This window comes from Pseudomonas sp. F2 (assembly GCF_057174385.1).
This window is the reverse complement of the sequence record NZ_CM169904.1, coordinates 625,770-649,336: the sequence shown is the minus strand read 5'-3', so window position 1 is coordinate 649,336 and position 23,567 is coordinate 625,770. Positions and strand designations below refer to the sequence as shown.

The 23,567-nt window shown below is 58.3% G+C and carries 26 protein-coding genes and 4 tRNA genes; 11 read left to right on the top strand and 19 right to left on the bottom strand.

What is annotated here, in order from left to right:
• Positions 1-109: 109 nt before the first annotated feature.
• From clpX to AC193Q_RS02750, 7 genes are all read right to left on the bottom strand, one after another.
• Positions 110-1,393: an ATP-dependent Clp protease ATP-binding subunit ClpX gene (clpX, locus tag AC193Q_RS02780; RefSeq protein WP_003223632.1), complete on the bottom strand. Its 1,284-nt coding sequence runs from the start codon at positions 1,391-1,393 to the stop codon at positions 110-112.
• A 112-nt stretch (positions 1,394-1,505) separates the two neighbouring features.
• A complete protein-coding gene (gene clpP / locus AC193Q_RS02775) occupies positions 1,506-2,141 on the bottom strand; it encodes an ATP-dependent Clp endopeptidase proteolytic subunit ClpP (protein WP_007951559.1) in 636 nt (211 codons plus the stop codon).
• A 92-nt stretch (positions 2,142-2,233) separates the two neighbouring features.
• A complete protein-coding gene (gene tig, locus AC193Q_RS02770; protein ID WP_041073914.1) occupies positions 2,234-3,544 on the bottom strand; it encodes a trigger factor in 1,311 nt (436 codons plus the stop codon).
• A gap of 399 nt (positions 3,545-3,943) precedes the next feature.
• Positions 3,944-4,019: transfer RNA gene (locus AC193Q_RS02765), tRNA-His, on the bottom strand.
• A 76-nt stretch (positions 4,020-4,095) separates the two neighbouring features.
• A tRNA-Leu gene (locus AC193Q_RS02760) sits at positions 4,096-4,180 on the bottom strand.
• A 57-nt stretch (positions 4,181-4,237) separates the two neighbouring features.
• Positions 4,238-4,313, bottom strand: a tRNA-His gene (locus tag AC193Q_RS02755).
• A 32-nt stretch (positions 4,314-4,345) separates the two neighbouring features.
• Positions 4,346-4,422: transfer RNA gene (locus tag AC193Q_RS02750), tRNA-Arg, on the bottom strand.
• A 275-nt stretch (positions 4,423-4,697) separates the two neighbouring features.
• On the opposite strand from AC193Q_RS02750, the gene folD reads away from it, so the two are divergent.
• Positions 4,698-5,552 (top strand): bifunctional methylenetetrahydrofolate dehydrogenase/methenyltetrahydrofolate cyclohydrolase FolD, encoded by an 855-nt coding sequence (folD, locus tag AC193Q_RS02745; RefSeq protein WP_041074114.1) that lies wholly within the window; start codon positions 4,698-4,700, stop codon positions 5,550-5,552.
• A gap of 229 nt (positions 5,553-5,781) precedes the next feature.
• Positions 5,782-6,720 carry a D-alanyl-D-alanine endopeptidase gene (pbpG, locus tag AC193Q_RS02740; RefSeq protein WP_041074112.1) on the top strand — a complete coding sequence of 313 codons (939 nt, stop codon included), beginning with the start codon at positions 5,782-5,784 and terminating at the stop codon, positions 6,718-6,720.
• Between the two features lie 150 nt (positions 6,721-6,870).
• Here pbpG and AC193Q_RS02735 read toward each other — a convergent pair whose 3' ends face one another.
• From AC193Q_RS02735 to AC193Q_RS02725, 3 genes are all read right to left on the bottom strand, one after another.
• Entirely contained in the window at positions 6,871-7,065 is a 195-nt protein-coding gene (locus tag AC193Q_RS02735) for a hypothetical protein (RefSeq protein ID WP_047291581.1), read from the bottom strand.
• Positions 7,066-7,076: 11 nt separating this feature from the next.
• Positions 7,077-7,283 carry a DUF6021 family protein gene (locus AC193Q_RS02730; RefSeq protein ID WP_041074110.1) on the bottom strand — a complete coding sequence of 69 codons (207 nt, stop codon included), beginning with the start codon at positions 7,281-7,283 and terminating at the stop codon, positions 7,077-7,079.
• Positions 7,284-7,372: 89 nt separating this feature from the next.
• Complete coding sequence (locus AC193Q_RS02725) at positions 7,373-8,044, bottom strand: peptidase C39 family protein (RefSeq protein ID WP_121184706.1); 672 nt, start codon at positions 8,042-8,044, stop codon at positions 7,373-7,375.
• 234 nt (positions 8,045-8,278) lie between these two features.
• Between AC193Q_RS02725 and AC193Q_RS02720 the strand changes: the two genes are divergently transcribed.
• Positions 8,279-8,446, top strand: coding sequence for a hypothetical protein (locus tag AC193Q_RS02720; protein ID WP_177440021.1), 168 nt, complete (start codon positions 8,279-8,281; stop codon positions 8,444-8,446).
• A gap of 182 nt (positions 8,447-8,628) precedes the next feature.
• On the opposite strand, the gene AC193Q_RS02715 is transcribed toward AC193Q_RS02720, so the two are convergent.
• Complete coding sequence (locus tag AC193Q_RS02715; RefSeq protein WP_121184704.1) at positions 8,629-9,378, bottom strand: TerC family protein; 750 nt, start codon at positions 9,376-9,378, stop codon at positions 8,629-8,631.
• Positions 9,379-9,406: 28 nt separating this feature from the next.
• Positions 9,407-9,649, bottom strand: coding sequence for a hypothetical protein (locus AC193Q_RS02710; RefSeq protein WP_121184702.1), 243 nt, complete (start codon positions 9,647-9,649; stop codon positions 9,407-9,409).
• Between the two features lie 230 nt (positions 9,650-9,879).
• Here AC193Q_RS02710 and nhaR point away from each other — a divergent pair, with 230 nt between their 5' ends.
• On the top strand, positions 9,880-10,779 hold the full coding sequence (nhaR, locus tag AC193Q_RS02705; protein ID WP_483879115.1) for a transcriptional activator NhaR: 900 nt from the start codon (positions 9,880-9,882) through the stop codon (positions 10,777-10,779).
• Here the strand turns inward: nhaR and AC193Q_RS02700 are convergent.
• Positions 10,774-11,937 carry an MFS transporter gene (locus AC193Q_RS02700; protein WP_182404249.1) on the bottom strand — a complete coding sequence of 388 codons (1,164 nt, stop codon included), beginning with the start codon at positions 11,935-11,937 and terminating at the stop codon, positions 10,774-10,776. The genes nhaR and AC193Q_RS02700 overlap by 6 nt on opposite strands.
• A 336-nt stretch (positions 11,938-12,273) precedes the next feature.
• On the opposite strand from AC193Q_RS02700, the gene sstT reads away from it, so the two are divergent.
• A complete protein-coding gene (sstT, locus tag AC193Q_RS02695) occupies positions 12,274-13,506 on the top strand; it encodes a serine/threonine transporter SstT (RefSeq protein ID WP_095666988.1) in 1,233 nt (410 codons plus the stop codon).
• Positions 13,507-13,652: 146 nt separating this feature from the next.
• On the opposite strand, the gene AC193Q_RS02690 is transcribed toward sstT, so the two are convergent.
• Positions 13,653-14,162: a DUF1993 domain-containing protein gene (locus tag AC193Q_RS02690; RefSeq protein WP_047291564.1), complete on the bottom strand. Its 510-nt coding sequence runs from the start codon at positions 14,160-14,162 to the stop codon at positions 13,653-13,655.
• Between the two features lie 125 nt (positions 14,163-14,287).
• On the opposite strand from AC193Q_RS02690, the gene AC193Q_RS02685 reads away from it, so the two are divergent.
• The gene (locus tag AC193Q_RS02685) at positions 14,288-14,932 is read left to right on the top strand and encodes a YceH family protein (RefSeq protein WP_047291562.1); all 645 of its coding nucleotides are present in this window, start codon (positions 14,288-14,290) and stop codon (positions 14,930-14,932) included.
• A gap of 132 nt (positions 14,933-15,064) precedes the next feature.
• Here AC193Q_RS02685 and AC193Q_RS02680 read toward each other — a convergent pair whose 3' ends face one another.
• The gene (locus tag AC193Q_RS02680; protein ID WP_095666989.1) at positions 15,065-15,583 is read right to left on the bottom strand and encodes a cupin domain-containing protein; all 519 of its coding nucleotides are present in this window, start codon (positions 15,581-15,583) and stop codon (positions 15,065-15,067) included.
• 210 nt (positions 15,584-15,793) lie between these two features.
• The gene (locus AC193Q_RS02675; protein WP_121184696.1) at positions 15,794-16,612 is read right to left on the bottom strand and encodes a shikimate 5-dehydrogenase; all 819 of its coding nucleotides are present in this window, start codon (positions 16,610-16,612) and stop codon (positions 15,794-15,796) included.
• 256 nt (positions 16,613-16,868) lie between these two features.
• On the opposite strand from AC193Q_RS02675, the gene AC193Q_RS02670 reads away from it, so the two are divergent.
• The 3 genes from AC193Q_RS02670 to AC193Q_RS02660 all read left to right on the top strand — a co-directional run bounded on the left by AC193Q_RS02670 (position 16,869) and on the right by AC193Q_RS02660 (position 17,928).
• Entirely contained in the window at positions 16,869-17,219 is a 351-nt protein-coding gene (locus AC193Q_RS02670; RefSeq protein ID WP_007965394.1) for a hypothetical protein, read from the top strand.
• 229 nt (positions 17,220-17,448) lie between these two features.
• Entirely contained in the window at positions 17,449-17,643 is a 195-nt protein-coding gene (locus AC193Q_RS02665) for a hypothetical protein (RefSeq protein ID WP_025108897.1), read from the top strand.
• Between the two features lie 102 nt (positions 17,644-17,745).
• Positions 17,746-17,928: a hypothetical protein gene (locus AC193Q_RS02660; RefSeq protein WP_041074091.1), complete on the top strand. Its 183-nt coding sequence runs from the start codon at positions 17,746-17,748 to the stop codon at positions 17,926-17,928.
• Here AC193Q_RS02660 and AC193Q_RS02655 read toward each other — a convergent pair.
• On the bottom strand, positions 17,925-18,986 hold the full coding sequence (locus AC193Q_RS02655) for an AI-2E family transporter (RefSeq protein ID WP_121184694.1): 1,062 nt from the start codon (positions 18,984-18,986) through the stop codon (positions 17,925-17,927). The two genes, AC193Q_RS02660 and AC193Q_RS02655, sit on opposite strands and share 4 nt — an antisense overlap.
• 249 nt (positions 18,987-19,235) lie before the next feature.
• Between AC193Q_RS02655 and trhP the strand changes: the two genes are divergently transcribed.
• Positions 19,236-20,579: a prephenate-dependent tRNA uridine(34) hydroxylase TrhP gene (trhP, locus tag AC193Q_RS02650; RefSeq protein ID WP_121184692.1), complete on the top strand. Its 1,344-nt coding sequence runs from the start codon at positions 19,236-19,238 to the stop codon at positions 20,577-20,579.
• A 215-nt stretch (positions 20,580-20,794) separates the two neighbouring features.
• On the opposite strand, the gene AC193Q_RS02645 is transcribed toward trhP, so the two are convergent.
• Together AC193Q_RS02645 and AC193Q_RS02640 are read right to left on the bottom strand one after the other, a co-directional pair.
• A complete protein-coding gene (locus AC193Q_RS02645; protein ID WP_121184690.1) occupies positions 20,795-21,025 on the bottom strand; it encodes a hypothetical protein in 231 nt (76 codons plus the stop codon).
• Between the two features lie 92 nt (positions 21,026-21,117).
• Entirely contained in the window at positions 21,118-21,831 is a 714-nt protein-coding gene (locus tag AC193Q_RS02640) for a FadR/GntR family transcriptional regulator (protein WP_047291547.1), read from the bottom strand.
• A gap of 367 nt (positions 21,832-22,198) precedes the next feature.
• Here AC193Q_RS02640 and AC193Q_RS02635 point away from each other — a divergent pair, with 367 nt between their 5' ends.
• On the top strand, positions 22,199-23,545 hold the full coding sequence (locus AC193Q_RS02635; RefSeq protein ID WP_121184685.1) for an MFS transporter: 1,347 nt from the start codon (positions 22,199-22,201) through the stop codon (positions 23,543-23,545).
• The last annotated feature ends 22 nt before the right edge of the window (positions 23,546-23,567 follow it).

Sequence of the window (23,567 nt, the reverse complement as noted above, 5' to 3'; positions counted from 1 at the left end):
ACCAAGATGGGGGCTGCCTTGAAAAAAAACAAGCGCAAAGCGGATGTAAAAAACGCCATAAAAAAAAAGAGGCCCGAAGGCCCCTTCTTTGTTCCGGCAGTGTGGACGCTTACGCGTCCGGCGCTGCCTTGGCCGTCGGCTCACTGTTTTCGTAGATATACAGTGGCTTGGACTTGCCTTCAATCACGCTTTCATCGATGACGACTTTGCTCACTTCGGACTGCGAAGGGATTTCGTACATCGTGTCGAGCAGCACACCCTCAAGAATCGACCGCAGGCCACGGGCACCGGTTTTACGCTCCAGAGCTCGCTTGGCAACCGATTTCAGTGCGTCGGTCCGGAACTCCAGATCCACGCCCTCCATCTCGAACAGCTTGGCATACTGCTTGGTCAGAGCATTTTTCGGCTCGGTGAGGATCTGCATCAGCGCAGCCTCGTCGAGCTCGTCCAGCGTCGCAAGAACCGGCAGACGACCGACGAATTCCGGGATCAGACCGAACTTGACCAGATCGTCAGGCTCGACTTCACGCAGGGATTCACCGACTTTCTTGCCTTCTTCCTTGCTGCGCACTTCTGCGTTGAACCCGATGCCGCCCTTGGTGGAACGGTTTTGAATAACCTTTTCCAGACCGGAGAACGCACCACCGCAGATGAACAGGATGTTACGGGTGTCGACCTGCAGGAATTCCTGCTGCGGATGCTTGCGGCCACCTTGCGGCGGGACGGAAGCGACCGTGCCTTCGATCAACTTGAGCAAGGCCTGTTGTACGCCTTCACCGGAAACATCGCGGGTGATCGACGGATTGTCGGACTTGCGGGAAATCTTGTCGATTTCGTCGATGTAGACAATGCCCATCTGGGCCTTTTCCACGTCGTAATCGCACTTTTGCAGCAGTTTCTGAATGATGTTCTCGACATCTTCACCTACGTAGCCAGCCTCGGTGAGGGTGGTGGCGTCGGCGATGGTGAATGGAACGTTCAGCAAGCGGGCCAGTGTTTCGGCCAGCAGGGTTTTACCGGAGCCTGTCGGGCCGATCAGCAGGATGTTGCTCTTGCCGAGTTCGACGTCGTCAGCCTTCTTGTCACGCTGGTTCAGACGCTTGTAGTGGTTGTACACCGCTACGGCCAGAACCTTTTTCGCACGCTCCTGACCGATTACATACTGGTCAAGGATGCCGCTGATTTCTTTAGGCGAAGGCAATTTATGCGCGCTGCTTTCGGCCTGTGCTTCCTGCACCTCCTCGCGGATGATGTCATTGCACAAGTCGACGCACTCGTCGCAGATAAAGACCGAGGGGCCGGCAATCAATTTGCGTACTTCATGCTGGCTTTTGCCACAGAAGGAGCAATAGAGCAGCTTGCCGTTGTCCTCGCCGTTGCGGGTGTCAGTCATTCGTTCGATCCAAATCCGATAGGCTTGCAACACAAGATGAAGGCTATTGCGGGCTTTTTCAAGCCCGCTGGTGGTCGGACCTGCCGACCCACCTTATTTTGAGCTGCTTATTTTACGCAGGACGCTGGTTGATGACTTCGTCGATCAGACCGTATTCCTTCGCAGCTTCTGCACTCATGAAGTTGTCGCGGTTGGTATCGCGCTCGATTTCTTCAAGCGTACGACCGCTGTGCTTGGCCATCAGCGTGTTCAAACGCTCGCGGATGAAGAGGATTTCCTTGGCATGGATTTCGATATCCGAGGCCTGACCCTGGAAACCGCCCAGCGGCTGGTGAATCATCACACGCGAGTTCGGCAGGCAGAAACGCTTGCCTGGAGCACCGGCCGTCAGCAGGAATGCACCCATGCTGCACGCCTGACCAATGCACGTCGTCGATACGTTTGGCTTGATGAACTGCATGGTGTCGTAGATCGACATGCCCGCTGTCACCGAACCGCCCGGGGAGTTGATATAGAGATGGATGTCCTTGTCCGGGTTTTCCGCTTCAAGGAACAGCAATTGCGCACAGATCAGGTTGGCCATGTAGTCCTCTACAGGACCCACCAGAAAGATTACGCGCTCCTTCAGAAGGCGCGAGTAGATGTCATAGGCGCGCTCGCCACGAGCAGATTGCTCGACAACCATCGGGACCAGGCCGCCGGCGGCCTGGATATCAGAGTTCTGCTGAATATACGAATTACGGAACATGCTCTGCAGTCACTCCCAAATAGTTATGTCTTGAATACGCATAAGCCAGCTCGAAGGCTGGCTTATGTGTGTACTTCCTAACGCAAAAACAATCAGTCGGCTTTTGGAGCTTCTACCGGCTTGACCGCTTCTTCGTAAGAGACCGATTTGTCGGTCACGCTAGCTTTCTGCAGAACAGTATCCACAACTTGTTCTTCCAGCACAACCGAACGGACTTCGTTCAGTTGCTGCTCGTTCTTGTAGTACCAGGACACGACCTGCTCAGGTTCCTGGTAAGCCGAAGCCATTTCCTGAATCATTTCACGAACGCGGGCTTCGTCAGGCTTCAGGTCGAACTGCTTGACCACTTCAGCCACGATCAGACCCAGCACTACACGGCGCTTGGCTTGCTCTTCGAACAGCTCGGCCGGCAGTTGATCAGGCTTGATGTTGCCGCCGAACTGCTGAACAGCCTGCACGCGCAGACGGTCAACTTCGTTGGACAGCAGAGCCTTTGGCACTTCGATCGGGTTGGTGGCCAGCAGACCGTCCATTACCTGATTTTTCACCTTGGACTTGATGGCCTGACGCAGCTCACGCTCCATGTTCTTGCGAACTTCGGTGCGGAAGCCTTCCAGACCGGTTTCCTTGATGCCGAATTGAGCGAAGAATTCTTCGTTCAGCTCTGGCAGTTTCGGCTCGGAAACGGTGTTGACAGTCACGGTGAACTCGGCGGTTTTGCCAGCCAGGTCCAGGTTCTGATAGTCCTCAGGGAAGGTCAGGTTCAGAACGCGCTCTTCGCCTGCCTTGGCGCCAACCAGGCCTTCTTCGAAGCCCGGAATCATGCGACCGGAACCCAGCACCAGCTGAGTACCTTTGGCGGAGCCGCCGGCGAATGCTTCGCCGTCAACCTTGCCAACGAAATCGATGTTCAGCTGGTCTTCGTTCTGGGCAGCGCGGTCGGCCACTTCAAAACGGGTGTTCTGCTTGCGCAGGATGTCCAGCATCTTGTCCAGATCGGCGTCAGCCACGTCAGCGCTCAGGCGCTCGACAGTGATGCCGTCGAAACCGGCAACAGTGAACTCAGGGAACACTTCGAATACGGCAACGTATTCCAGGTCCTTGCCAGCTTCCAGCGACTTCGGCTCGATCGAAGGCGAACCGGCAGGGTTCAGCTTCTGCTCAACCACGGCTTCATAGAAGGAGGACTGGATGACATCACCAACAGCTTCCTGACGAGCGTCAGCACCGAAACGGCGCTTGATTTCGCTCATTGGCACTTTGCCTGGACGGAAGCCAGCAATCTTGGCCTTTTGGGCAGTCTGCTGCAGACGCTTGTTGACCTGGCTCTCAATGCGCTCAGCCGGCACGGTGACGCTCATGCGGCGCTCAAGAGCAGTAGTATTTTCAACAGAAACTTGCATGGATATTCCTCGTTGCACAGACGTTAGCCGGCCGTTTCCGACCCCAGAATCAAGGGCATGCATTCTAGTGGGTCAAACTCAAGAAGTCACCCTACTGAAAACGGGTAAAAAAACAGCAGGCCATTTATAGGTGTGAATGCAGCAATGCATTCCACCTCGAAGACGAATAAAGACCATCACGCCAGGGCTCTGCTTCAACCGCTTCTATATATAGAAGAGACTGCGAGCCATCTCCCTGGCGGCCGATCCGGCGAACATGGCCGGTGGTCGACACGCAGGCTGCAAGCCCGTAAACACGACGAAACGCCCTGCCCGTCGACCCGAAACCCGGCGCAATAAACCACAAACCGTAAAACAAAAAAGGCGCCAGACTGTTAAATCTGGCGCCTTTTCGAAATATGGGGTGGACGATGGGGATCGAACCCACGACAACGGGAGTCACAATCCCGTGCTCTACCAACTGAGCTACGCCCACCATATTGCGTCACAAAAAAGCCATTCAACTTCTTTGCTGAACTTCATCAGGCCTGCGGCAAGAATGAAGCTTTAATTGGTGCGGATGAAGAGACTCGAACTCTTACGCCTCGCGGCGCTGGAACCTAAATCCAGTGTGTCTACCAATTCCACCACATCCGCAGATGAAGCTTTTAAAGCAAAGGCGCCAGACTGTTACATCTGGCGCCTTTCGAAATATGGGGTGGACGATGGGGATCGAACCCACGACAACGGGAGTCACAATCCCGTGCTCTACCAACTGAGCTACGCCCACCATATCGCGCTACTTGTGCCAAAGCTGCCTAATGGCGCACCCGGCAGGACTCGAACCTGCGACCATCCGCTTAGAAGGCGGATGCTCTATCCAGCTGAGCTACGGGCGCCTTATTAATCTGTAACCTTGGAGGACTACAAACTAAATGCTTTCCAGCTTCGCAGAACGCTAATTCCGCTCAACCTTCTTAACCAGTGCTAGGCTGTGCCCGACAAGTGCGACGAATAGTATAGAGCGCTCCCAAGGTCGTCAAATCCTTTTTGAAAAAAATTCATTTAATTAAAGGAGTTAGGGGAATTTGCTGACCAAGCGCCTTTGCCCTCACCGTCTGACATGCGAGAATGCGTTCTCTTTTTTTCCCCTCTCGATGGTTAATCACGCGCAATGACTGCACAACTAATCGACGGCAAATCGATCGCCGCCAGCCTGCGCCAGCAGATCGCCCAACGAGTTGCCGAGCGTCGCCAGCAAGGTCTGCGCACTCCCGGCCTCGCGGTGATCCTGGTCGGCAGCGATCCTGCCTCTCAGGTTTATGTCTCGCACAAGCGTAAAGACTGTGAAGAGGTAGGCTTCCTCTCTCAAGCCTACGACCTGCCCTCCGACACCACTCAAGAAGCGCTGACCGATCTGATCGATCGCCTCAACGACGACCCGGCCATTGACGGCGTGCTGCTGCAACTGCCCCTGCCCGAGCATCTGGACGCGTCCAAATTGCTGGAGCGCATCCGCCCGGACAAAGACGTCGATGGCTTTCATCCTTATAACGTCGGTCGCCTGGCACAGCGCATCCCGCTGCTGCGTCCATGCACGCCAAAAGGCATCATGACCTTGCTGGAAAGCACGGGTGTGGACCTTTATGGCCTGGACGCGGTAGTGGTGGGTGCATCCAACATCGTCGGTCGCCCGATGGCGATGGAACTGCTGCTGGCCGGTTGCACCGTGACCGTCACCCACCGCTTTACCAAGGATCTGGCCGGCCACGTCGGTCGCGCCGATCTGGTGGTGGTGGCCGCCGGCAAGCCGGGCCTGGTCAAGGGCGAGTGGATCAAGGAAGGCGCGATCGTGATCGACGTCGGCATCAACCGTCAGGACGATGGCAAGCTGGTCGGTGACGTGGTGTACGAAACCGCTCTGCCCCGCGCTGGCTGGATCACTCCGGTGCCGGGCGGTGTTGGCCCGATGACCCGCGCCTGCCTGCTGGAAAACACCCTCTACGCGGCAGAAACCCTGCACGCCTGAGAGGTTTTTCCGCAATAAAAGAACCCCGCTTTGTGCGGGGTTTTTTGTATCTGAGAAAAAACACTAACCGTTCGCCGGAAACCCCTCTTTTTACAGGCCTTTTCACGAGATTTTCAGGTCATTCAAACAACCATCGACAGATCTTCAGCCATACTCCTAGAATGCGACGCTTTGAAGAAATAACCCGTTACAAACTAACGGAATATCCAACCTTTATGAGTTCGCCCGCGTGAAAATTCGTCTTTCGATCCTGAGCCTGGTTTTTGCTTTTTCAGGCACATTCGTCACGCCAACCGTCAACGCCGCTGAAACCACTGCTGCGCCACGCGATGCTTCGCAACTGAAGATCGCCTCCGGCAGCGCGCTGCTCATGGATTTGCAGACCAATAAAGTCATCTACTCGAGCAACCCGGACGTAATCGTACCCATCGCGTCGGTCAGCAAGCTGATGACCGGGCTGGTGGTCGTTGAAGCGCACCAGAACATGGACGAATGGATTGACGTCGACATCAGCCACACGCCAGAAATGAAAGGCGTGTTTTCCAGAGTCAAACTGAAGAGCGAACTGCCGCGCCGGGAAATGTTGCTGATTGCCCTGATGTCCTCGGAAAACCGTGCAGCCGCCAGCCTTGCGCATCACTACCCGGGCGGTTATGCAGCATTCATCGCGGCGATGAATGCCAAGGCCAAGGCACTGGGCATGACCAACACCCACTATGTCGAACCGACCGGCTTGTCGGAACGTAACGTTTCCACCGCCCGCGATCTGAGCAAACTGTTGGTGGCCGCGAGCAAGCACCCGATCCTCACTGAACTGACGACCACCAAGGAAAAAACGGTGTCGTTCCGTAAACCCAACTACACCTTGGGCTTCCGCAACACCGATCACTTGGTGAACAAGGCCGACTGGGACATCAAAATCACTAAAACCGGCTTCACCAACCCGGCGGGGCATTGCCTGGTGCTGGTGACACGAATGAGCAACCGCCCGGTTGCCCTGGTAATTCTCGATGCGTTCGGCAAGTACACACACTTCGCCGATGCCAGCCGTATCCGCAGCTGGATGGAAACCGGTCGCAGCACCAACGTTCCGGCAGTGGCCCAACAATACAAGGCCGAGAAAAACCTCAAGGCGCGCCAGAGCGGCGTGGTCGAAGCGTCCAAGTAACCGGAAAGACCAACTGTGGCGAGGGAGCTTGCTCCCGCTGGGGCGCGTAGCGGACCTTCTTTTTTAATAAGAAAAGGCCTGCTGCGCAGTCCAGCGGGAGCAAGCTCCCTCGCCACAGAGTTATTCAGCCAGTGGTTAAATACCCGTTATTCAATCATTGGGTAACGGCATTTTGTCGTCGTCCGGAATGCCATCGCCAGCGCTCGGATCTGGCGTCAGCACATTAGGCCGGGCCAATGGATCACGCAGCGGGCTGTCCGGATCCAGCACGGGATCCACGTCATCCTCAGGCGTGGTCGGCACGCTGTCCGGTTTTTTATCGTCAAAGCTGGAATCGGTACTCATACGCACCTCACTTAGGGTTTCAGGTCAGCCAACGGATCGTAAGGCTTGGCCGGACGCTTGCTGTCTTCGCCGGTTTCCACGTCCTTCGGCGCCTTGGCAGGGCCGACCGGATCAACCTGCGGGTCGTCGAGATCCGGGGAATCCGGATCGAAACCCAGATCATGACCGGACGAATGCTCGCTTGAGTGTGGGCCTTTCGGGGATGGGGAATCTGCCATGCTCGCCTCCTGATTCACCCGCACATTCGGGCTCTATCGTTAAGAGGCGTGCCGGGCGTGAGGGTGCCCGGCAAATGACGAACGGAGGCTTAATGTGCAGCCAGTGCCTTTTTGGCTTGCTCCGCTTCACGTTCCTGCCCGGCCTGCGCCAACTCATCGGCGGCCTTCAGCCAGCGCTGACGATCAACCTCGGCAGGAATCTGCGACGGCTTCTGGATCAGCACGGCCCAACCACCCGACTTTTCGAACGCCGACTCGAAGGAACTGAAACTCATGAGTTCGCGGCGATTCATTCCGACGCGCAACAGTACTTTCTGTTTCAAGCGGTCGTAACCGGAAAGAATGGCGTAACGCGGTTCAGCCCAGAACGCCGAGCCTTCACTGAAACGCACCATTACCGGATAACCGGCCGCCACCTGGGTCAACAAGGCTGGCAGGTTCTTGTCCAGCGGATAGACCACCATGCCGTAATCGCGGGCCAGGTTCTGCAGATTCTGCTGCAACTGATCCTGTGCCCCCGGCAGCTGCAACGGTTTTTCCAGCAGCCCCGGCGTGATCATGATGCCCTGCTGCGACAACAGACTGGCCAGCACTTGCGGACCACTCTGATTGGCTTCACCGCGATAGAATGTACCGCTGAGTTCGACCCGCTCCGGCAGGCGCTTGACCTGCGGCGCGACAGTGCCCGCACACCCCGCCAATACAGCCGCGCAACCGGCCACCAGCAACGCCCCTCGCAATCGAGTCAATACCTGCACCATTGTCACTCTCTGATCAGACGCCGGTCATCGTGTTCCGGCAACGCCTGTGATCATAGGGCGACGCACGGCTGCGGTATAGCCTTAACCCGCAGACCGATCGATTGCATAGAGCGAACTGATTGGTCATCACCGACCTTTGGTCAATAGTCTGAAACACCCCATTGTCTAGACTGTCACTGAAACAGAGCGAATTGAAAAAGTGTGTGCCCGATGCAGGGCAAAGAGGAGGCACTGATGAGCCTGACCATGACCATCGTAATGTTGATAGCCGGCTGGCTGGCCGTTGCCAGCGCCATGTTGTGGGGCGTGCTGCGCATTGCGCGGCGGCATCACCACCCGGTCGAATCCGCCTCGGCTCACAAGCCTGAAAAGCACCGTACCCGCCACGCGACCGCGCACTGACCGGTCAGTTGATGTAAGACCTCTGTAGGAGCTGCCGAAGGCTGCGATCTTTTGACTTTGAAGATCAAAAGATCGCAGCCTTCGGCAGCTCCTACATAAGGCACAAGCCGTACGGCATGAGGCATAAGCAAAAAGGCCGGCTGAACTCGACGAGTCCAGCCGGCCTTTTGGTTTGCTGCAGGTTAAGCCTGCTGAGCCAGCTTCTTCTGCTTCGCCCGGCGCGACAGCATGTTCAGCACTTCAATCGCTGCCGAGAAGGCCATGGCCGCGTATACATAACCTTTCGGTACATGGGCACCGAACCCTTCGGCGATCAGCGTCATGCCGATCATGATCAGGAAGCCCAGGGCCAGCATCACCACCGTCGGGTTGTCGTTGATGAACTTGGCCAGCGGCTCAGCTGCGAACAGCATCACCATCACCGAGACCACCACCGCGATCACCATGATCGGCAAGTGTTCAGTCATGCCCACCGCAGTAATGATGCTGTCGATGGAGAACACCATGTCCAGCATCAGGATCTGACCGATTGCGGCAGCGAAGCCCAGGGTCACGGTCGAAGTCGCAGTTTTCGGGTCTTCCGGGGCCGGGTCCATGCTGTGATGGATCTCGGTCGTGGCTTTCCACACCAGGAACAGACCACCGGCAATCAGGATCATGTCTTTCCAGGAGAACGCCTGGCCCATGATTTCGATTACAGGTTCGGTCAACTGCACGATGAAGGCGATAGTGCTCAACAGGGCCAGACGCAGGATCAGCGCCATGCCGATACCGATGCGGCGCGCCTTCTGCCGATGCTGCACAGGCAACTTGTTGGTCAGGATCGAAATAAAGATCAGGTTATCGATGCCGAGCACGATTTCCATCACCACCAGTGTGGCCAAAGCAACCCAGGCGGCGGGGCTGGCGGCGAGTTCTAACAGATATTCCATGGGTCAGTCCTGACTCTTGTATGACGGTTTAGAGGGTCTTGGAGGAAGATTCGGATTGTTCCGCATCTTTTTCCGGCGCTTCTTTTTTCTCGATCAAGCCGCCGGTGGCGTCGCTGAGCGCTTGTTCAGCAGCTTTGTGCGTATCGTCGATCGCCTGTTTGGCGCTTTCGGCCGCCTTGCCCATCAACTGCTGGGCACTTTTCTCGGCCTGATCGCAACCGGCCATGAGCAGTAAAGACGTAAACATCAATGCAGGGATTGTGTATTTCATGAGACTTCCTTCGAATGAACAAACAGGGTCACAGACCACCCGTCGATGGCTGGGCATTCTAGGGAGACAAACACTTCAGGAAAATTCGTATTTTTAGCGGCTATACTTCGGCTTTAACGAACTATGACAATCAGTACAGGAGCTGCCGAAGGCTGCGATCTTTTGATTTTTTAAAGCAAGATCAAAAAATCGCAGCCTGCGGCAGCGACTATAGGAGGGGGGACCTTAGAGTGCTCAATTACCGACAACTGCATTACTTCTGGGTGGTCGCCAAGACCGGCAGCATCGTGCGTGCCTGCGAGCAACTCAACCTCACTCCGCAAACCATCAGCGGGCAGATTTCGCTGCTCGAACAAACCTACGGTATCGAACTGTTTCAACGGGTCGGCCGCCAACTGGAACTGACCGAGGCCGGACGCCAGGCCCTGCCCTACGCTGAGCAGATGTTCCAGTTGGGCGGCGAACTGGAGTTGATGCTGCGTGCCCAGCCCAACGAACAGCAGATCCTGTTTCGCGTCGGCGTGGCCGACGTGGTGCCCAAGTCCATCGTCTATCGGCTGATCGCGCCGACCATGGAGTTGCACGAGCCGCTGCGCATCACCTGCCGCGAAGACAAACTCGAACGCCTGTTGGCGGACCTGGCGATCCAGCGTCTGGACCTGGTGATTTCCGACAGCCCGATGCCGTCGCACCTCGACATCAAGGGCTACAGCCAGAAACTCGGCGAATGCGGGATCAGTTTTTTCGCCACCGCACATTTGGCGGCGCAATACGGGCAAGACTTTCCGCGCAGCCTCAACGGCGCACCGCTGCTGATTCCCGGCGCGGAAACCGTGGTGCGCAACCGTCTGCAGCGCTGGTTTGCCGAGCAGCAGATCCAGCCACAAATCGTTGGGGAATTCGATGACAGCGCCCTGATGCAAGCCTTCGGCCAATCGGGCAGCGGGATTTTCATCGGTCCGAGCGTGATTGCCGATGAAGTCAAACGCCAGTACGGCGTTGAGGTGATTGGCCAGACCGACGCGGTGACCGAGTCGTTCTATGCCATTTCCGTGGAACGCAAGGTCAAGCACCCCGGCATCGTGGCGATTACCGAAGGTGCCCGACGCGAGCTGTTTACCGCGTTATGACGCCTGGGCGCACTCTTCGCGCGGCTTGAGCGTCATCAAGACCATGGCGAGGAATACCGACAACAGAATGAACCCGGCAGCGGCGAAGCCGAGAAAGCTCAGGCCAGCACTGTCGATCACCCGCCCGCCGATCATCGCGCCCAGGCCGATACCGAGGTTGGCGCCGGCGATGTTCAGCGACGCGGCAAACGCGGGCGCTTGCGGCGCGGCTTTCATCAGGCGCACATGGCTGACCAGAAACAGCGCCGCCTGGGTGATTCCCCAGATGCCCATGGCCACCGCCAGGCCCAGCGTCGAGTGGATATTCGGCACCAGCGAGACCATGCCGGCAATCATGAACGCGCAGAACAGCACGGACGCCCCCAACGGATGACGATCCACTGCACGCCCGCCCAGCGAATTGCCGATCAGCCCGACCGCACCGAAGCCCATCAGGCACCAGCCAACCACGGTGCCGTTAAAACCCGCCAGACGCTCGAGAATGTCGGCCAGATAGGTGTAGGCGGTGAACATGCCGCTGAACACCAGGATCGACAACAGCACATGGCCGAGCATCAGCGGGCTGCGCAGGATCTTGAACTGCGAGCTGAAGCTGACCTGGTGCTGATGCAGGCTGGTTTTCGGCAGATAAACAAACAGCAGCAAAGCCTTGGCAAAAGCGATCACCGCCAGAATCGCGAATGCACTGCGCCAGCCGAACGCATCGGAAATCAACGTGCCCACCGGGATGCCGAATACCGTGGCGCAGACGATGCCGAAGCCGATCTTGGCAATCGCACGGCCGGCGTGATCCGGGCCGACGATGTCCACCGCTGTCTCGCTGGCCAAGGCCCAGAACACCGGCAGGCCGAGGGCCGGGATCAAGCGCGCTATGGCCATGACCCAGATGTTCGGCGCCAGCGCGGCAACGGTGTTGGCCAGGCCGAACATGATCAAAATGGTGATGAATAACTTGCGTCGCTCGAAGCGGGCGAAATAGGCGGTCAAAAACGGGCCGAACATCGCCACCGTGAAAGCGAACAGCGTCACCAGCAGACCCGCCTGCGGAATGGTTACCGCCAGGTCTCGGGCAATGGCCGGCAACAGGCCGACGATGACGAATTCCGTGGTCAGCACCGTGAATCCGGCAGCAGACAACAGAAGAATGGGCAACAGCATGAGCAACTCCAGCAAAACGACGACACCAGCGATGACCGGAAGGCCCGCTGGCAACGATTAAAATGAGGATGGCGAATCTTAACAGAGTGTTTCAGCAGTGACTTGCATAAACCTGCCGACTTGGCGATCAATCCGGTGGCAGATCGTCACAGGCCTGAAGGATAACGCCTACGCTGTGATAAAGTCCGCGCCCTGAAAAACGTACACCCTGTTCAGCGCCCGTTTAACAGCGTTGATCGCGCGTCAGCCCTTTCGGTTCGTGCCGGTGACCTGCCCCCTTGATGTATCACCGGTTTCACGCAACCTTGCACCCTATAAAAAATCAGAGATGCCGTTATGACCGCTTCATCCCCTCCTCTATTGCAACGCCTGAAAAACCTCAGTCTGGTCACGCAGATCCTGATCGGCCTGATCGCCGGTATCGCTCTGGCGTTGTTCGCCCCGGAAGCGGCAAAAGGCTCGGCGTTCATCGGCAAAGTATTTGTCTCGGCGCTGAAAGCCGTGGCACCGATTCTGGTGTTCGTGCTGGTAATGGCGTCGATTGCCAACCACAAGCACGGTCAGGAAACCCACATCAGGCCCATCCTGTTCCTGTACCTGCTCGGTACTTTCGCCGCAGCCGTGGTCGCGGTGATTGCCAGCATGGCGTTTCCCTCGCATCTGGTGCTGTCCACCGACAACGTGTCGGTCACCGCGCCGGGCGGCATTGCCGAAGTGCTGCAAAGCCTGTTGTTGAGCGTGGTCGACAACCCGGTCAGCGCGCTGATGAATGCCAACTTCATCGGTATTCTGGCCTGGGCGATCGGCATGGGCGTCGCGATTCGCCATGCCGGCGACACCACACGCGAGGTGCTGGGCGACCTGTCCAATGGCGTGACCGTGATCGTGCGTGTAGTGATTCGTTTCGCCCCGCTGGGCATTTTTGGTCTGGTGGCGTCTACCCTCGCCACCTCGGGCTTCGGCGCGTTGATCGGTTATGCGCACCTGCTGGCCGTGCTGCTGGGCTGCATGCTGTTTGTGGCGCTGGTAATGAACCCGCTGATTGTGTTCTGGAAGCTGCGCCGCAACCCGTACCCGCTGACCCTCAAGTGCCTGCGCGAAAGCGGCATCACTGCCTTCTTCACCCGCAGCTCGGCAGCGAACATTCCGGTCAACCTGGAACTGAGCAAGCGCCTGGGCCTGCATGAAGACACCTACTCGGTATCGATCCCGCTGGGCGCCACCATCAACATGGCCGGCGCAGCGATCACCATCACCGTGCTGAGCCTGGCTGCCGTGCACACGCTGGGGATTGCCGTGGACATTCCGACCGCGATCCTGCTCAGCGTCGTCGCGGCGATCTGTGCCTGTGGCGCCTCGGGCGTGGCCGGTGGCTCGCTGCTGCTGATTCCGCTGGCGTGCAGCCTGTTCGGCATTCCCAGCGAGATTGCCATGCAGGTGGTAGCGGTGGGTTTCATCATTGGTGTGCTGCAGGACTCGGCGGAAACAGCGCTGAATTCGTCCACCGATGTGCTGTTCACCGCGGCGGCTTGCCTCGGTGAAGAGGCGAAAATTCAGCGTTCAGTCTGAAGATCAAAAGATCGCAGCCTGCGGCAGCTCCTACATTAGGAATGCATTTCCCTGTAGGAGCTGCCGCAGGCTGCGATCTTTTGCGTTATCCAATAAAAAGCCCGCCAAGGCGTGAACCTTGGCGGGCTTTTTTGTTACGGGGTGTTTTAGTACGCGCCCATGTAATCGCGCTTACCCACTTCAACACCGTTGTGGCGCAGCAGCGCATAGGCAGTGGTGACGTGGAAGAAGAACTGCGGCAGACCGTAGCTCAGCAGGTAAGCCTGACCGCTGAAGCGCTTCTCTTTCGGCGTGCCCGGACGGGTCACGATCTCGATGCCTTCCTTGCCGTTGATCTGCTCCGGCTTGATCTCGCCGATGTAGGCCAGCACCTTGGCGATCAGCGCTTGCAGTTCGGCGAACGTGGTTTCAGTGTCGTCATACTTCGGAATTTCGACTTCGGCCAGACGCGAGGAAACGCCCTTGGCGAAGTCGACGGCGATCTGCACCTGACGCACCAGCGGGAACATGTCCGGGTACAGGCGCGCTTGCAGGAAGGCGTTCGGGTCGATGTTTTTCTCGGTGGCGTGGGCTTCAGCCTTTTTCAGGACATCGCTCAGAGCGTTGAGCATTTGTTGAAAAACCGGGACGGATGCGGCGTACAGGGAAATGGTCATGGCAGTCTCGTGTGGTGGCTGGGTGGAACGTGGAGGCGATTATAGCCATGCTTGATGACCACACGGCTTGCCTTTTGTTAGCCAAGGATTAGGCTAGGCGCCTTCGACTGCTGAGGGAACGCGCGATGACCACCGAACTTGCAACCACCACCGACGAACCACGGCTCAACGCCACGGAAATCCGCATTCTGGGTTCGTTGATCGAAAAACAGGCCACCAGCCCGGAAACCTATCCGTTGACCCTCAATGCATTGGTGCTGGCCTGCAATCAGAAGACCAGTCGCGAGCCGGTGATGAACCTGACTCAAGGCCAGGTCGGCCAGAGCCTGCGGGCGCTGGAAAGCCACGGTTACACCAAACTGGTCATGGGCAGTCGCGCTGATCGTTGGGAGCATAAGCTGGACAAGGCGCTGGAACTGGTGCCGGCCCAGGTGATTCTCACCGGTCTGATGTTCTTGCGTGGCCCGCAGACAGTGAATGAGTTGCTGACCCGCAGCGGCCGCATGCACGATTTCGAAGATGCCGAGCAAGTGGTGCATCAGCTTGAGCGCCTGATCGCCCGTGGGCTGGCGGTGTTGATACCGCGTCAGGCCGGACAACGCGAAGACCGCTACACCCATGCGCTGGGCGATCCGGCGGACATCGAGGCGATCCTGGCGGCGCGGCAGAATCCTGGGGAGCGCGCGACCAGCGGAGTTTCGGTCGAGCGCATCGAAGAGCTGGAAGCACGGATTGCCGCGCTGGAAGAGCGCCTGGCGCGCCTCGAATAACCCCGGAAATCCTACTGTGGGAGCGAGCTTGCTCGCGAATGCAGTGTGTCATTTAACAATGATGTGAATGACACATTGCATTCGCGAGCAAGCTCGCTCCCACTGGGGCTGCACCACGCCGAGGGTCTCTATTTACTCACCATCCCAGTAATCCACCCCGTCCGCCTGCCGCGCCACGGCGACAAAACCTGACGCATTGCCCTCGGCATCAACCTTGAAGTTGTCCATCACCGCGTATTTGTTGGAGTCCGGGTATTCGCAGATATCCGGTTGCTGCTGGGTGCTGACCGCCAGGTAACGCAGTTCCGCGTCGCTGGTATTGATGATCTGATGCGCCGTTTCCGGGCCGCCCGGCGGGCAGGCGATCACGTCGCCCGCGCGGATCGGAAAGCGTTCGGCACCCAAGCGCACTTCGCCCTCCCCGGCCACCACATAGAACATCTCTTCATTGACCCGGTGGCTGTGAAACGGACTGCCGCGCATGCCCGGCGGCAAGGCGTACAACCGATAGCCAAGTTTCTGCGCACCGAGTTGCTGGCCTACCCGCGCCATGCGCTGCTGATAACGCCCGGCGGTTTCGCCTTCCGGGGCCAGGGCTTCGGGCAAGGGTTCGAGTTCGACCTGGTGCAGGTTGAGGATGGGCGGATGCATGGGGTGCCTCGATCAGGTTTTTATGAGGGACAAGTCTTGGCTTGCTGAGGCCGCAGTATAGGCAACCCGATAAACCGAGTTGAATTCATCGCTGGCAAGCCAGCTTCCACAGGATTTGTGGTTGCTCACCTGGTTGTGTTGCAACCTGACACCTGTGGGAGCTGGCTTGCCAGCGATGGGGCCAACTCATCCGACACATAATCCAGAACATCAGCTGCGGGCGAAATTTACCGCCGCCGCAAACTGCTCTTCACTCGGCCGCACGCCCGTGTACAGCACAAACTGCTCCAGCGCCTGGATCGCTATCACCTCCAGTCCGGTAATCACTTTTTTGCCCTCGGCCCGGCCGCGCTCGATCAGCGGTGTTTCCGACGGAATCGCTACCACATCGAATACGATCCCGGCTGCCTGGATCACTTCAGGCTCGAACGCCAGTTGCCCCGCCTCCGGCCCGCCGTCCATGCCCACCGGGGTGACGTTGATCAGCATCTGCGGACGTTCTTCACCCAACTCGGCCCGCCAGCGGTAACCCAGCGAGTCCGCCAGTGCCTGCCCGGCGCGCTCGTTACGCGCAACGATCAAGCCATTTTTGTAGCCACCATCGCGCAAGGCGCTGGCCACCGCTTTGGCCATGCCGCCGCTGCCGCGCAGGGCGAACGTCGAATCTTTCGGCACTGCGTGGGTTTCCAGCAATTGCGCGATGGCGATGTAGTCGGTGTTGTAGGCCTTGAGGTGGCCGTGGGTATTGACGATGGTGTTGATCGACTGGATCGCCGCCGCCGACGCATCCAGCTCATCGACCAGTGCAATGCACGCTTCCTTGAACGGCATCGACACGCCGCAACCGCGAATCCCCAGCGCACGAATCCCGCCGACAGCCCCCGGCAGATCCTGACTGCTGAACGCCTTGTAATAGAAGTTCAGGCCCAACTGCTCGTACAAATGGTTATGAAAACGCAGACCGAAATTCCCCGGGCGCCCGGACAGGGACATGCACAGCTGGGTGTCTTTGTTGGGATTCATCTGCATGAAACTTCTCCTTCAAACGGACTTTCGGATGGACGGAGTTAGCCATTCCATCGGGTTCTGAACGATCATAAGCGCCTGTCTGCAACGGGCCGCGTGCCCCTTTGACCCACCGGTAAAGAAGCCGGTACAGACCTTACACAAAATTTACCCAGCGGCTGTGCTGATTTTCAGAATTTCGCTGTCATAGAAGTATCCCCGCGACAACGTTGGGCCTGGTGCAGGCCCGGACGCCGGGTCGAAGAACCGAGGAATTATCATGATTCGTAAACTCCCCATCGTGGCCTTGTTGATTGGTGCATTCGCGATCACAGGTCAGGCAGAAGCCCACGGCGGTGGCTGGCAGGGTCCGGCCGTGTTTGGTGCGATCGTCGGCTCGGCCATCATCGGCTCGGCGCTGATCAACCAGGACCGGCCAGTCTACGTACAACAGCCTGTTTACGCTCAACCGGCACCGGTTTATGTGCAACAACCGCCGCCACCGGTCTATTACCAGCCGGCCCCGGTTTACGTGCAACAACCGGTCTACGTGCCTGGCCCGGTCTACTACGGCCCACCACGCGGCTATTACGGCCGGCCACACGGCTACTACGGTGGCCCGCGCTGGTAATCGCCAACAATCAGCCCTGCTTTATAGCGGGGCTTTTTTATGACCGTCGGTCGGGCAACGTCTGAAAAAATCTTGCCAAGGTCGCTGTGAGGACAGTTCCAGCGGCTAAAGTCGGCATGATGGACTTGACCGTTGGGGGCAAAACACAGAACGGTCATCGATTTGTCATGACGGAACCGCAATCTGAATCCGTCCGTAAACAACAGGTTGATAACAACAAGGACGACCCATGCCTACTCAGAATCCGCACCGCATCGTCGGCCTGTGCACTTCAAGCAAGGTGTACAGCGCGCTGACCGAACTCAAACACCTGGAGGGCCACCGCTGCGCCAAGTTCCTTTCGCTGCTGGCGGAGAACCTGGTGCACAAGGGCTTGCTCAACGAGCGCGAAGTGGTGCACATGCTCGACCAGGTTGTCGACTGAACCCGTCCTCACTGTTATCAATGACCACTATCGAGAGCGTTGATTGTCCCTGAGCACAGCGAATCCCTAAGGTAGCTCCACAGATTGATGGAGGTACTGGTCATGGCTCAAGTTCAAATCATGTCGGTCATCGGCAGCGCTGTTCCCGCATCGCTCAGAGCGTCGGGATTGCTCGCCTGCTGGTATCTGGTGCGCGACGGTGAGCCCATCAGCGGCCCGCTGACTTCGCTCCCGGCAGCGCAGGCACTGTCGCAGAAAATCGTCAGCGCGCCGTTCCACGCTTAAGGCAACTGGACTTTCGGTTTGGTCTCGATAAACAGCGCCCAGCTCGACATGAACAGCGCCGCGATCAGCGGCCCGATCACGAAACCGTTGAGGCCGAACACTGCGAGGCCGCCGAGGGTCGAGATCAGGATCATGTAGTCGGGCATGCGCGTGTCTTTGCCGACCAGAATCGGGCGCAGCACGTTGTCCACCAGACCGATCACAAATACCCCGAACAGCGCCAACACCACGCCCTGCCAGATCATCCCGCTGAGCAGGAAGTACACCGCCACCGGCGCCCAGACGATTCCCGCGCCTACCGCCGGCAACAGCGACAGAAAGCCCATCAGCACCGCCCAGAGCAACGCGCTGGGGATGTCGAGAAACCAGAAAATCGCCCCGCCCAATGCGCCCTGAGTGACCGCCACCACCAGGTTGCCCTTCACCGTCGCCCGCACCACCCGGTTGAACTTCAACTGCAGACGACGTTTGTGGGTCTCTTCCAGCGGCACTGCGGTGCGTACCTTGCGTACCAGTTCGGCGCCATCGCGCAGAAAGAAAAACAGCAGGTACAGCATGATGCCGAAGCTGACCACAAACTCGAATGTGCCCTGGCCGAAACTGAAGGCCTGACTGGCCAGCACCTGACTGCCCTGCATCGACGCCTTGACGATTTTCTCGCGCAGACCGTTGAGTTCGCCCATGCCGAAGCGATCGAGCAAATGCTGAAAGTAAGGGGGCAAGCTGTGTTTGAACTGTGCCAGGTAGGCACCGATGTCCAGTTGACCGCTTTCGATGTTGTTGTACACCGTCGCGCCTTCCTGCACCAACAGGATGCTGAGAATGATCACCGGGAGAATCGCGATCACCAGGCAAATGCCCAGCGTGCAAAGCGCTGTCAGGTTGCGCTGCCAGCCGAATTTGAGCTGTAACTTGCGCTGCATCGGCGCAAACAGAATGCCGAGAATCACCGCCCAGAACACCGCACCGTAGAACGGCAGCAGAATCCAGATGAAGGCGACCGTCACCAACAGCAACAGCACGGTGAGGGATTTGAATTGCAGCGTTTTTTCGTTCATGTCCGATCCATGTCAGTCAGGCGTCACGCACGCCTCGAACCTTAGTCCACCGGGGCACGCACGAGTGCCATCTTTGTTCATGGAGCATAGATCGCCTGGTAGAAGCAGCTCGCTGCACCTGATGCAGCGGGACCTTTTCATGGTGCCGGCGCGGCACAGATCAGTGGCACCCGCGCAAAGATAGATCCAGATCAATAAACCGCAGTTGCCGCTGCACTACCCTGCCGCGCTTTTGCGACCGATGCCGCCATGATCCCTGACCTCCCCCTCGCCGCCCCGGAGCTGCTGGCCCCCGCCGGCACCTTGAAGAACATGCGTTATGCCTTCGCCTACGGCGCCGATGCGGTCTACGCCGGCCAGCCGCGTTACAGCCTGCGGGTGCGCAACAACGAGTTCGACCACGCCAACCTCGCCCTCGGTATTCGCGAAGCACAGGCCCAGGGCAAGCGCTTCTACGTGGTGGTCAACATCGCCCCGCACAATGCCAAGCTGAAGACCTTCCTCAAGGACCTGGCGCCGGTGATCGAGATGGCGCCGGATGCCCTGATCATGTCTGACCCGGGCCTGATCATGCTGGTGCGCCGGCATTTTGCGCAGATGCCGATCCACCTTTCGGTGCAGGCCAACACGGTGAACTGGGCGAGCGTCGAGTTCTGGCAGCAACAAGGCCTGAGCCGGATCATCCTGTCGCGGGAATTGTCACTGGAGGAAATCGCTGAAATCCGCGAACAGGTGCCGGGCATGGAACTGGAAGTGTTCGTCCACGGCGCGCTGTGCATGGCTTACTCCGGGCGCTGCCTGTTGTCGGGCTATATGAACAAGCGCGACGCCAACCAAGGCACCTGCACCAACGCCTGCCGCTGGAAATATTCGGCACAGGAGGCCACGGAAAACCAGCTCGGCGAGATCGTGCAGAGCTTCCAGCCCGAGCCGACCCTGGGCATCGGCACGCCGACCGATCAGGTGTTCCTGCTGCAGGAAGCCAATCGTCCCGATGAGTTGATGCCGGCGTTTGAAGACGAGCACGGCACCTACATCATGAACGCCAAGGATCTGCGCGCGGTGCAGCACGTCGAACGGCTGACGCGCATGGGCGTGCATTCGCTGAAGATCGAGGGTCGCACCAAGTCGCACTTCTATTGCGCACGTACTACCCAGGTTTATCGCCGGGCAATCGACGATGCCGTAGCCGGACGCGAGTTCGATCGCAGCCTGATGACCGACCTCGAATCACTGGCCCAGCGCGGCTACACCGAAGGTTTCCTGCGCCGGCATGTGCATGACGAATACCAGAATTATCAGAACGGCAGCTCGGTGTCGGAACGTCAGCAATTCGTCGGCGAACTCACCGGTGAGCGCCGTGACCGGTTGGCCGAGGTCAAGGTGAAAAACCGGTTTGCACTGGGCGACCACCTGGAACTGATGACGCCCAAGGGTAATTTCCACTTTGATCTTCACCAGTTGCAGAGTGCCAAGGGTGAAGCGATCGAGGTGGCGCCTGGGGATGGGCACACGGTGTACCTGCCGATTCCGGATGCGGTGGATTTGCGCTTTGGGTTGCTGATGCGTGATCTAGCTGCCAATCCGGTATGAGGACACGCAACACCTTGCAGGCGTCACTGATCTTCAGCGACATTGCGGCCGCCATCGCTGGCAAGCCAGCTCCCACAGGGGTTGTGTTGAACACAAAATCCCATGCCACCAACAATCACTGTGGGAGCAGGCTTGCCCGCGAAGAGGCCGGCATGAGCAAAACACCCCGCCACTGACCGACCCAAAAAAACCCGGCACCAGAGCCGGGTTTTTCACTACCTGCGATCATCCGACAACGGCGTCGGCTCATCTGCCGGCGGCACATCATCGTCCGCCGCCGGGTCTTTCCAGTCTTCCGGCCGATCGGCATCACTCAACGGATCGTGCCCGGGACTCATGCCCGGTGGCGCATCGTGATCGGCCAGTGTCGGCTCATCCGTGCCGGGCACCGGACGGGTCGGATCGGTCGGCAGCACACCACCTTGAAACAGCAAATCATTAGCCATGACACACCTCACCAAGGAGGTCCGGAAAACCCGGGCCATACCGCTTGGAAGCAGGCCTGCGCAGGCCGTGCCATCGAGCAGACTAACGGCAATCAGCCCTGCGCACCGAAGCGGTCGCGGCTGTTGGTCAGGTGCAACCACATTGCCGCGCGCGCTGCGTCCGGGTCCTGGCGCTTGATCGCATTCAGGATCGCTTCGTGCTCCAGATGCGCCAACTGCCCCAGCTTGCTCAGATCCGCCGCCCCACGCTCGGCCGCGTTGAGCCGCTGACGCGGAATCATCGCGCTGCCCAGATGCTGCATGATTTCGCTGAAGCAGACGTTGCCGGTGGCTTCGGCGATCAGCAGATGAAAACGCCGATCCGCCTCGACGCAACTGTCGTTGCTGTCCAGCAGACGCTGATAGTCATCCAGCGCCTGGCGCATCTGCAGCAATTGTTGTTCGCTGCGCCGTTGTGCGGCCAATGCGGCGGCCTGAGTTTCCAGGCCCATGCGCAATTCAAGAATGCTGCGCACGCCGAGCGCGGTGTCGACATTCAGGCGCAAACCCTGCTCGGCAGCGCGTTCGATGACAAAAGTGCCAATGCCGTGCCGCGTCTCCACCAACCCTGATGCCTGCAACTTGGAAATCGCCTCGCGCACCACCGTGCGACTGACGCCGTGCTCCTGAACGATGGCGTTCTCCGACGGCAGCTTGTCGCCGGGCGACATCTGACCAAGCAGGATGCTCTGGGTGAGTTTCTCCACCAGATCATGGGCGAGGTTATGCGCACGTTTGGGCGCGGGAGCGTCAAGATTTTCTTGCATGATCGATTCCGGTCAACGGGGCTTGCGGATCGTAGCACTGCGCGGTGGCTGACGAGATTGATTTTAGTCCTGAAAAAGGCGCCAGCTTGTATGACAACACTCAAGAAAACAGGAAATACGGGATTCGCGACAGACCCAGGAACAAAGGCGAATAGCAGTTTCCTTAACACCGACAACCAGCTAAACCTCCATAAAATCCCAATAAAAAGGGATGAATTGACAAAAAAGCAATAAAAAACCAGCCCGCCAGAAAAAATTAATCACCGCACCCCACTTGTAGGACAAAAAATCTAAGTTGTATGATGTCTATCAACAACGCAGCACCAGCCCTACCCCCGCATAAAAATAATCAGTGGGAGAAAACCAAGTGAAAACCTCCGTCTCCGGGATCAACGAGGGCGTCGATTCGACACTCGCGTCCGCCATCTCGAAAGTGAAACGCCACGTCCTGCCGCTCTTCGTGATCATGTTCATCGTCAATTACATTGACCGGGTGAACATCGGTTTCGTCCGCACTCACATGGAACATGACCTGGGCATCGGGGCGGCCGCCTACGGCTTCGGCGCCGGTCTGTTCTTCATCGGGTACGCGCTATTCGAAGTGCCGTCCAACATGCTCCTGCAGAAAGTCGGCGCGCGCATTTGGCTGACCCGCATCATGCTCACCTGGGGCCTGGTCGCCGCCGGCATGGCATTCATCCAGAACGAAACGCACTTTTACATCCTGCGCTTTCTGCTTGGCGTGGCCGAGGCCGGATTCTTTCCCGGGGTGATCTACTACTTCACTCGCTGGCTACCCGGCGCCGAACGCGGCAAGGCCATCGCGATTTTCCTCAGTGGTTCGGCGGTGGCCTCGCTGATCTCCGGCCCATTGTCCGGCCTGCTGTTGCAGATCAACGGCCTGGGCATGCACGGCTGGCAATGGATGTACTTCATCGAGGGGATGTTCTCGGTCGGGCTGTGCGTGTTCGTCTGGTTCTGGCTCGACGCCAAACCTCACGACGCGAAATGGCTGACCCGCGCCGAACAGGACGCACTGGTCAGCGCCATCGATGACGAACAGAAGGCCCGCGAAGCCGCGACGCCGATCCGACCTTCAATGGCCAAATTGCTCAAGGACCGGCAGATCATCCTGTTCTGCCTGATCTACTTTTTTATCCAGCTGACCATCTACGCCGCGACGTTCTGGTTGCCAAGCATCATCAAGAAAATGGGCGAGATGAGCGATTTCCAGGTCGGGCTGTTCAACTCGATTCCGTGGCTGCTGTCGATCATCGGCATGTACGCCTTCGCTGCCTTCTCGGCCAAGTGGAAGCATCAGCAAGCCTGGGTCGCCACCGCGTTGTTGATCGCCGCGGCGGGGATGTTCATGTCCACCACTGGCGGGCCGATTTTTGCCTTTGTCGCGATCTGTTTTGCCGCGCTCGGCTTCAAGTCCGCCTCCTCGTTGTTCTGGCCGATTCCGCAGGCGTATCTGGATGCGCGAATCGCCGCAGCGGTGATTGCGCTGATCAACTCGGTGGGCAACCTCGGCGGCTTCGTCGCGCCCACCACCTTCGGCCTGCTGGAACAACACACCGGCTCGATTCAGGGCGGCCTCTACGGTCTGGCCGCGACCTCGATCATCGCCGCGATCATCGTCTTCGCGGCCCGCACCACACCGAAACCGGCTGCTGACCTTGCCGTGGCCGAAGCCGCGCCGAAGCACGCCTGAACTCTGTCTGATTAGGATCAAA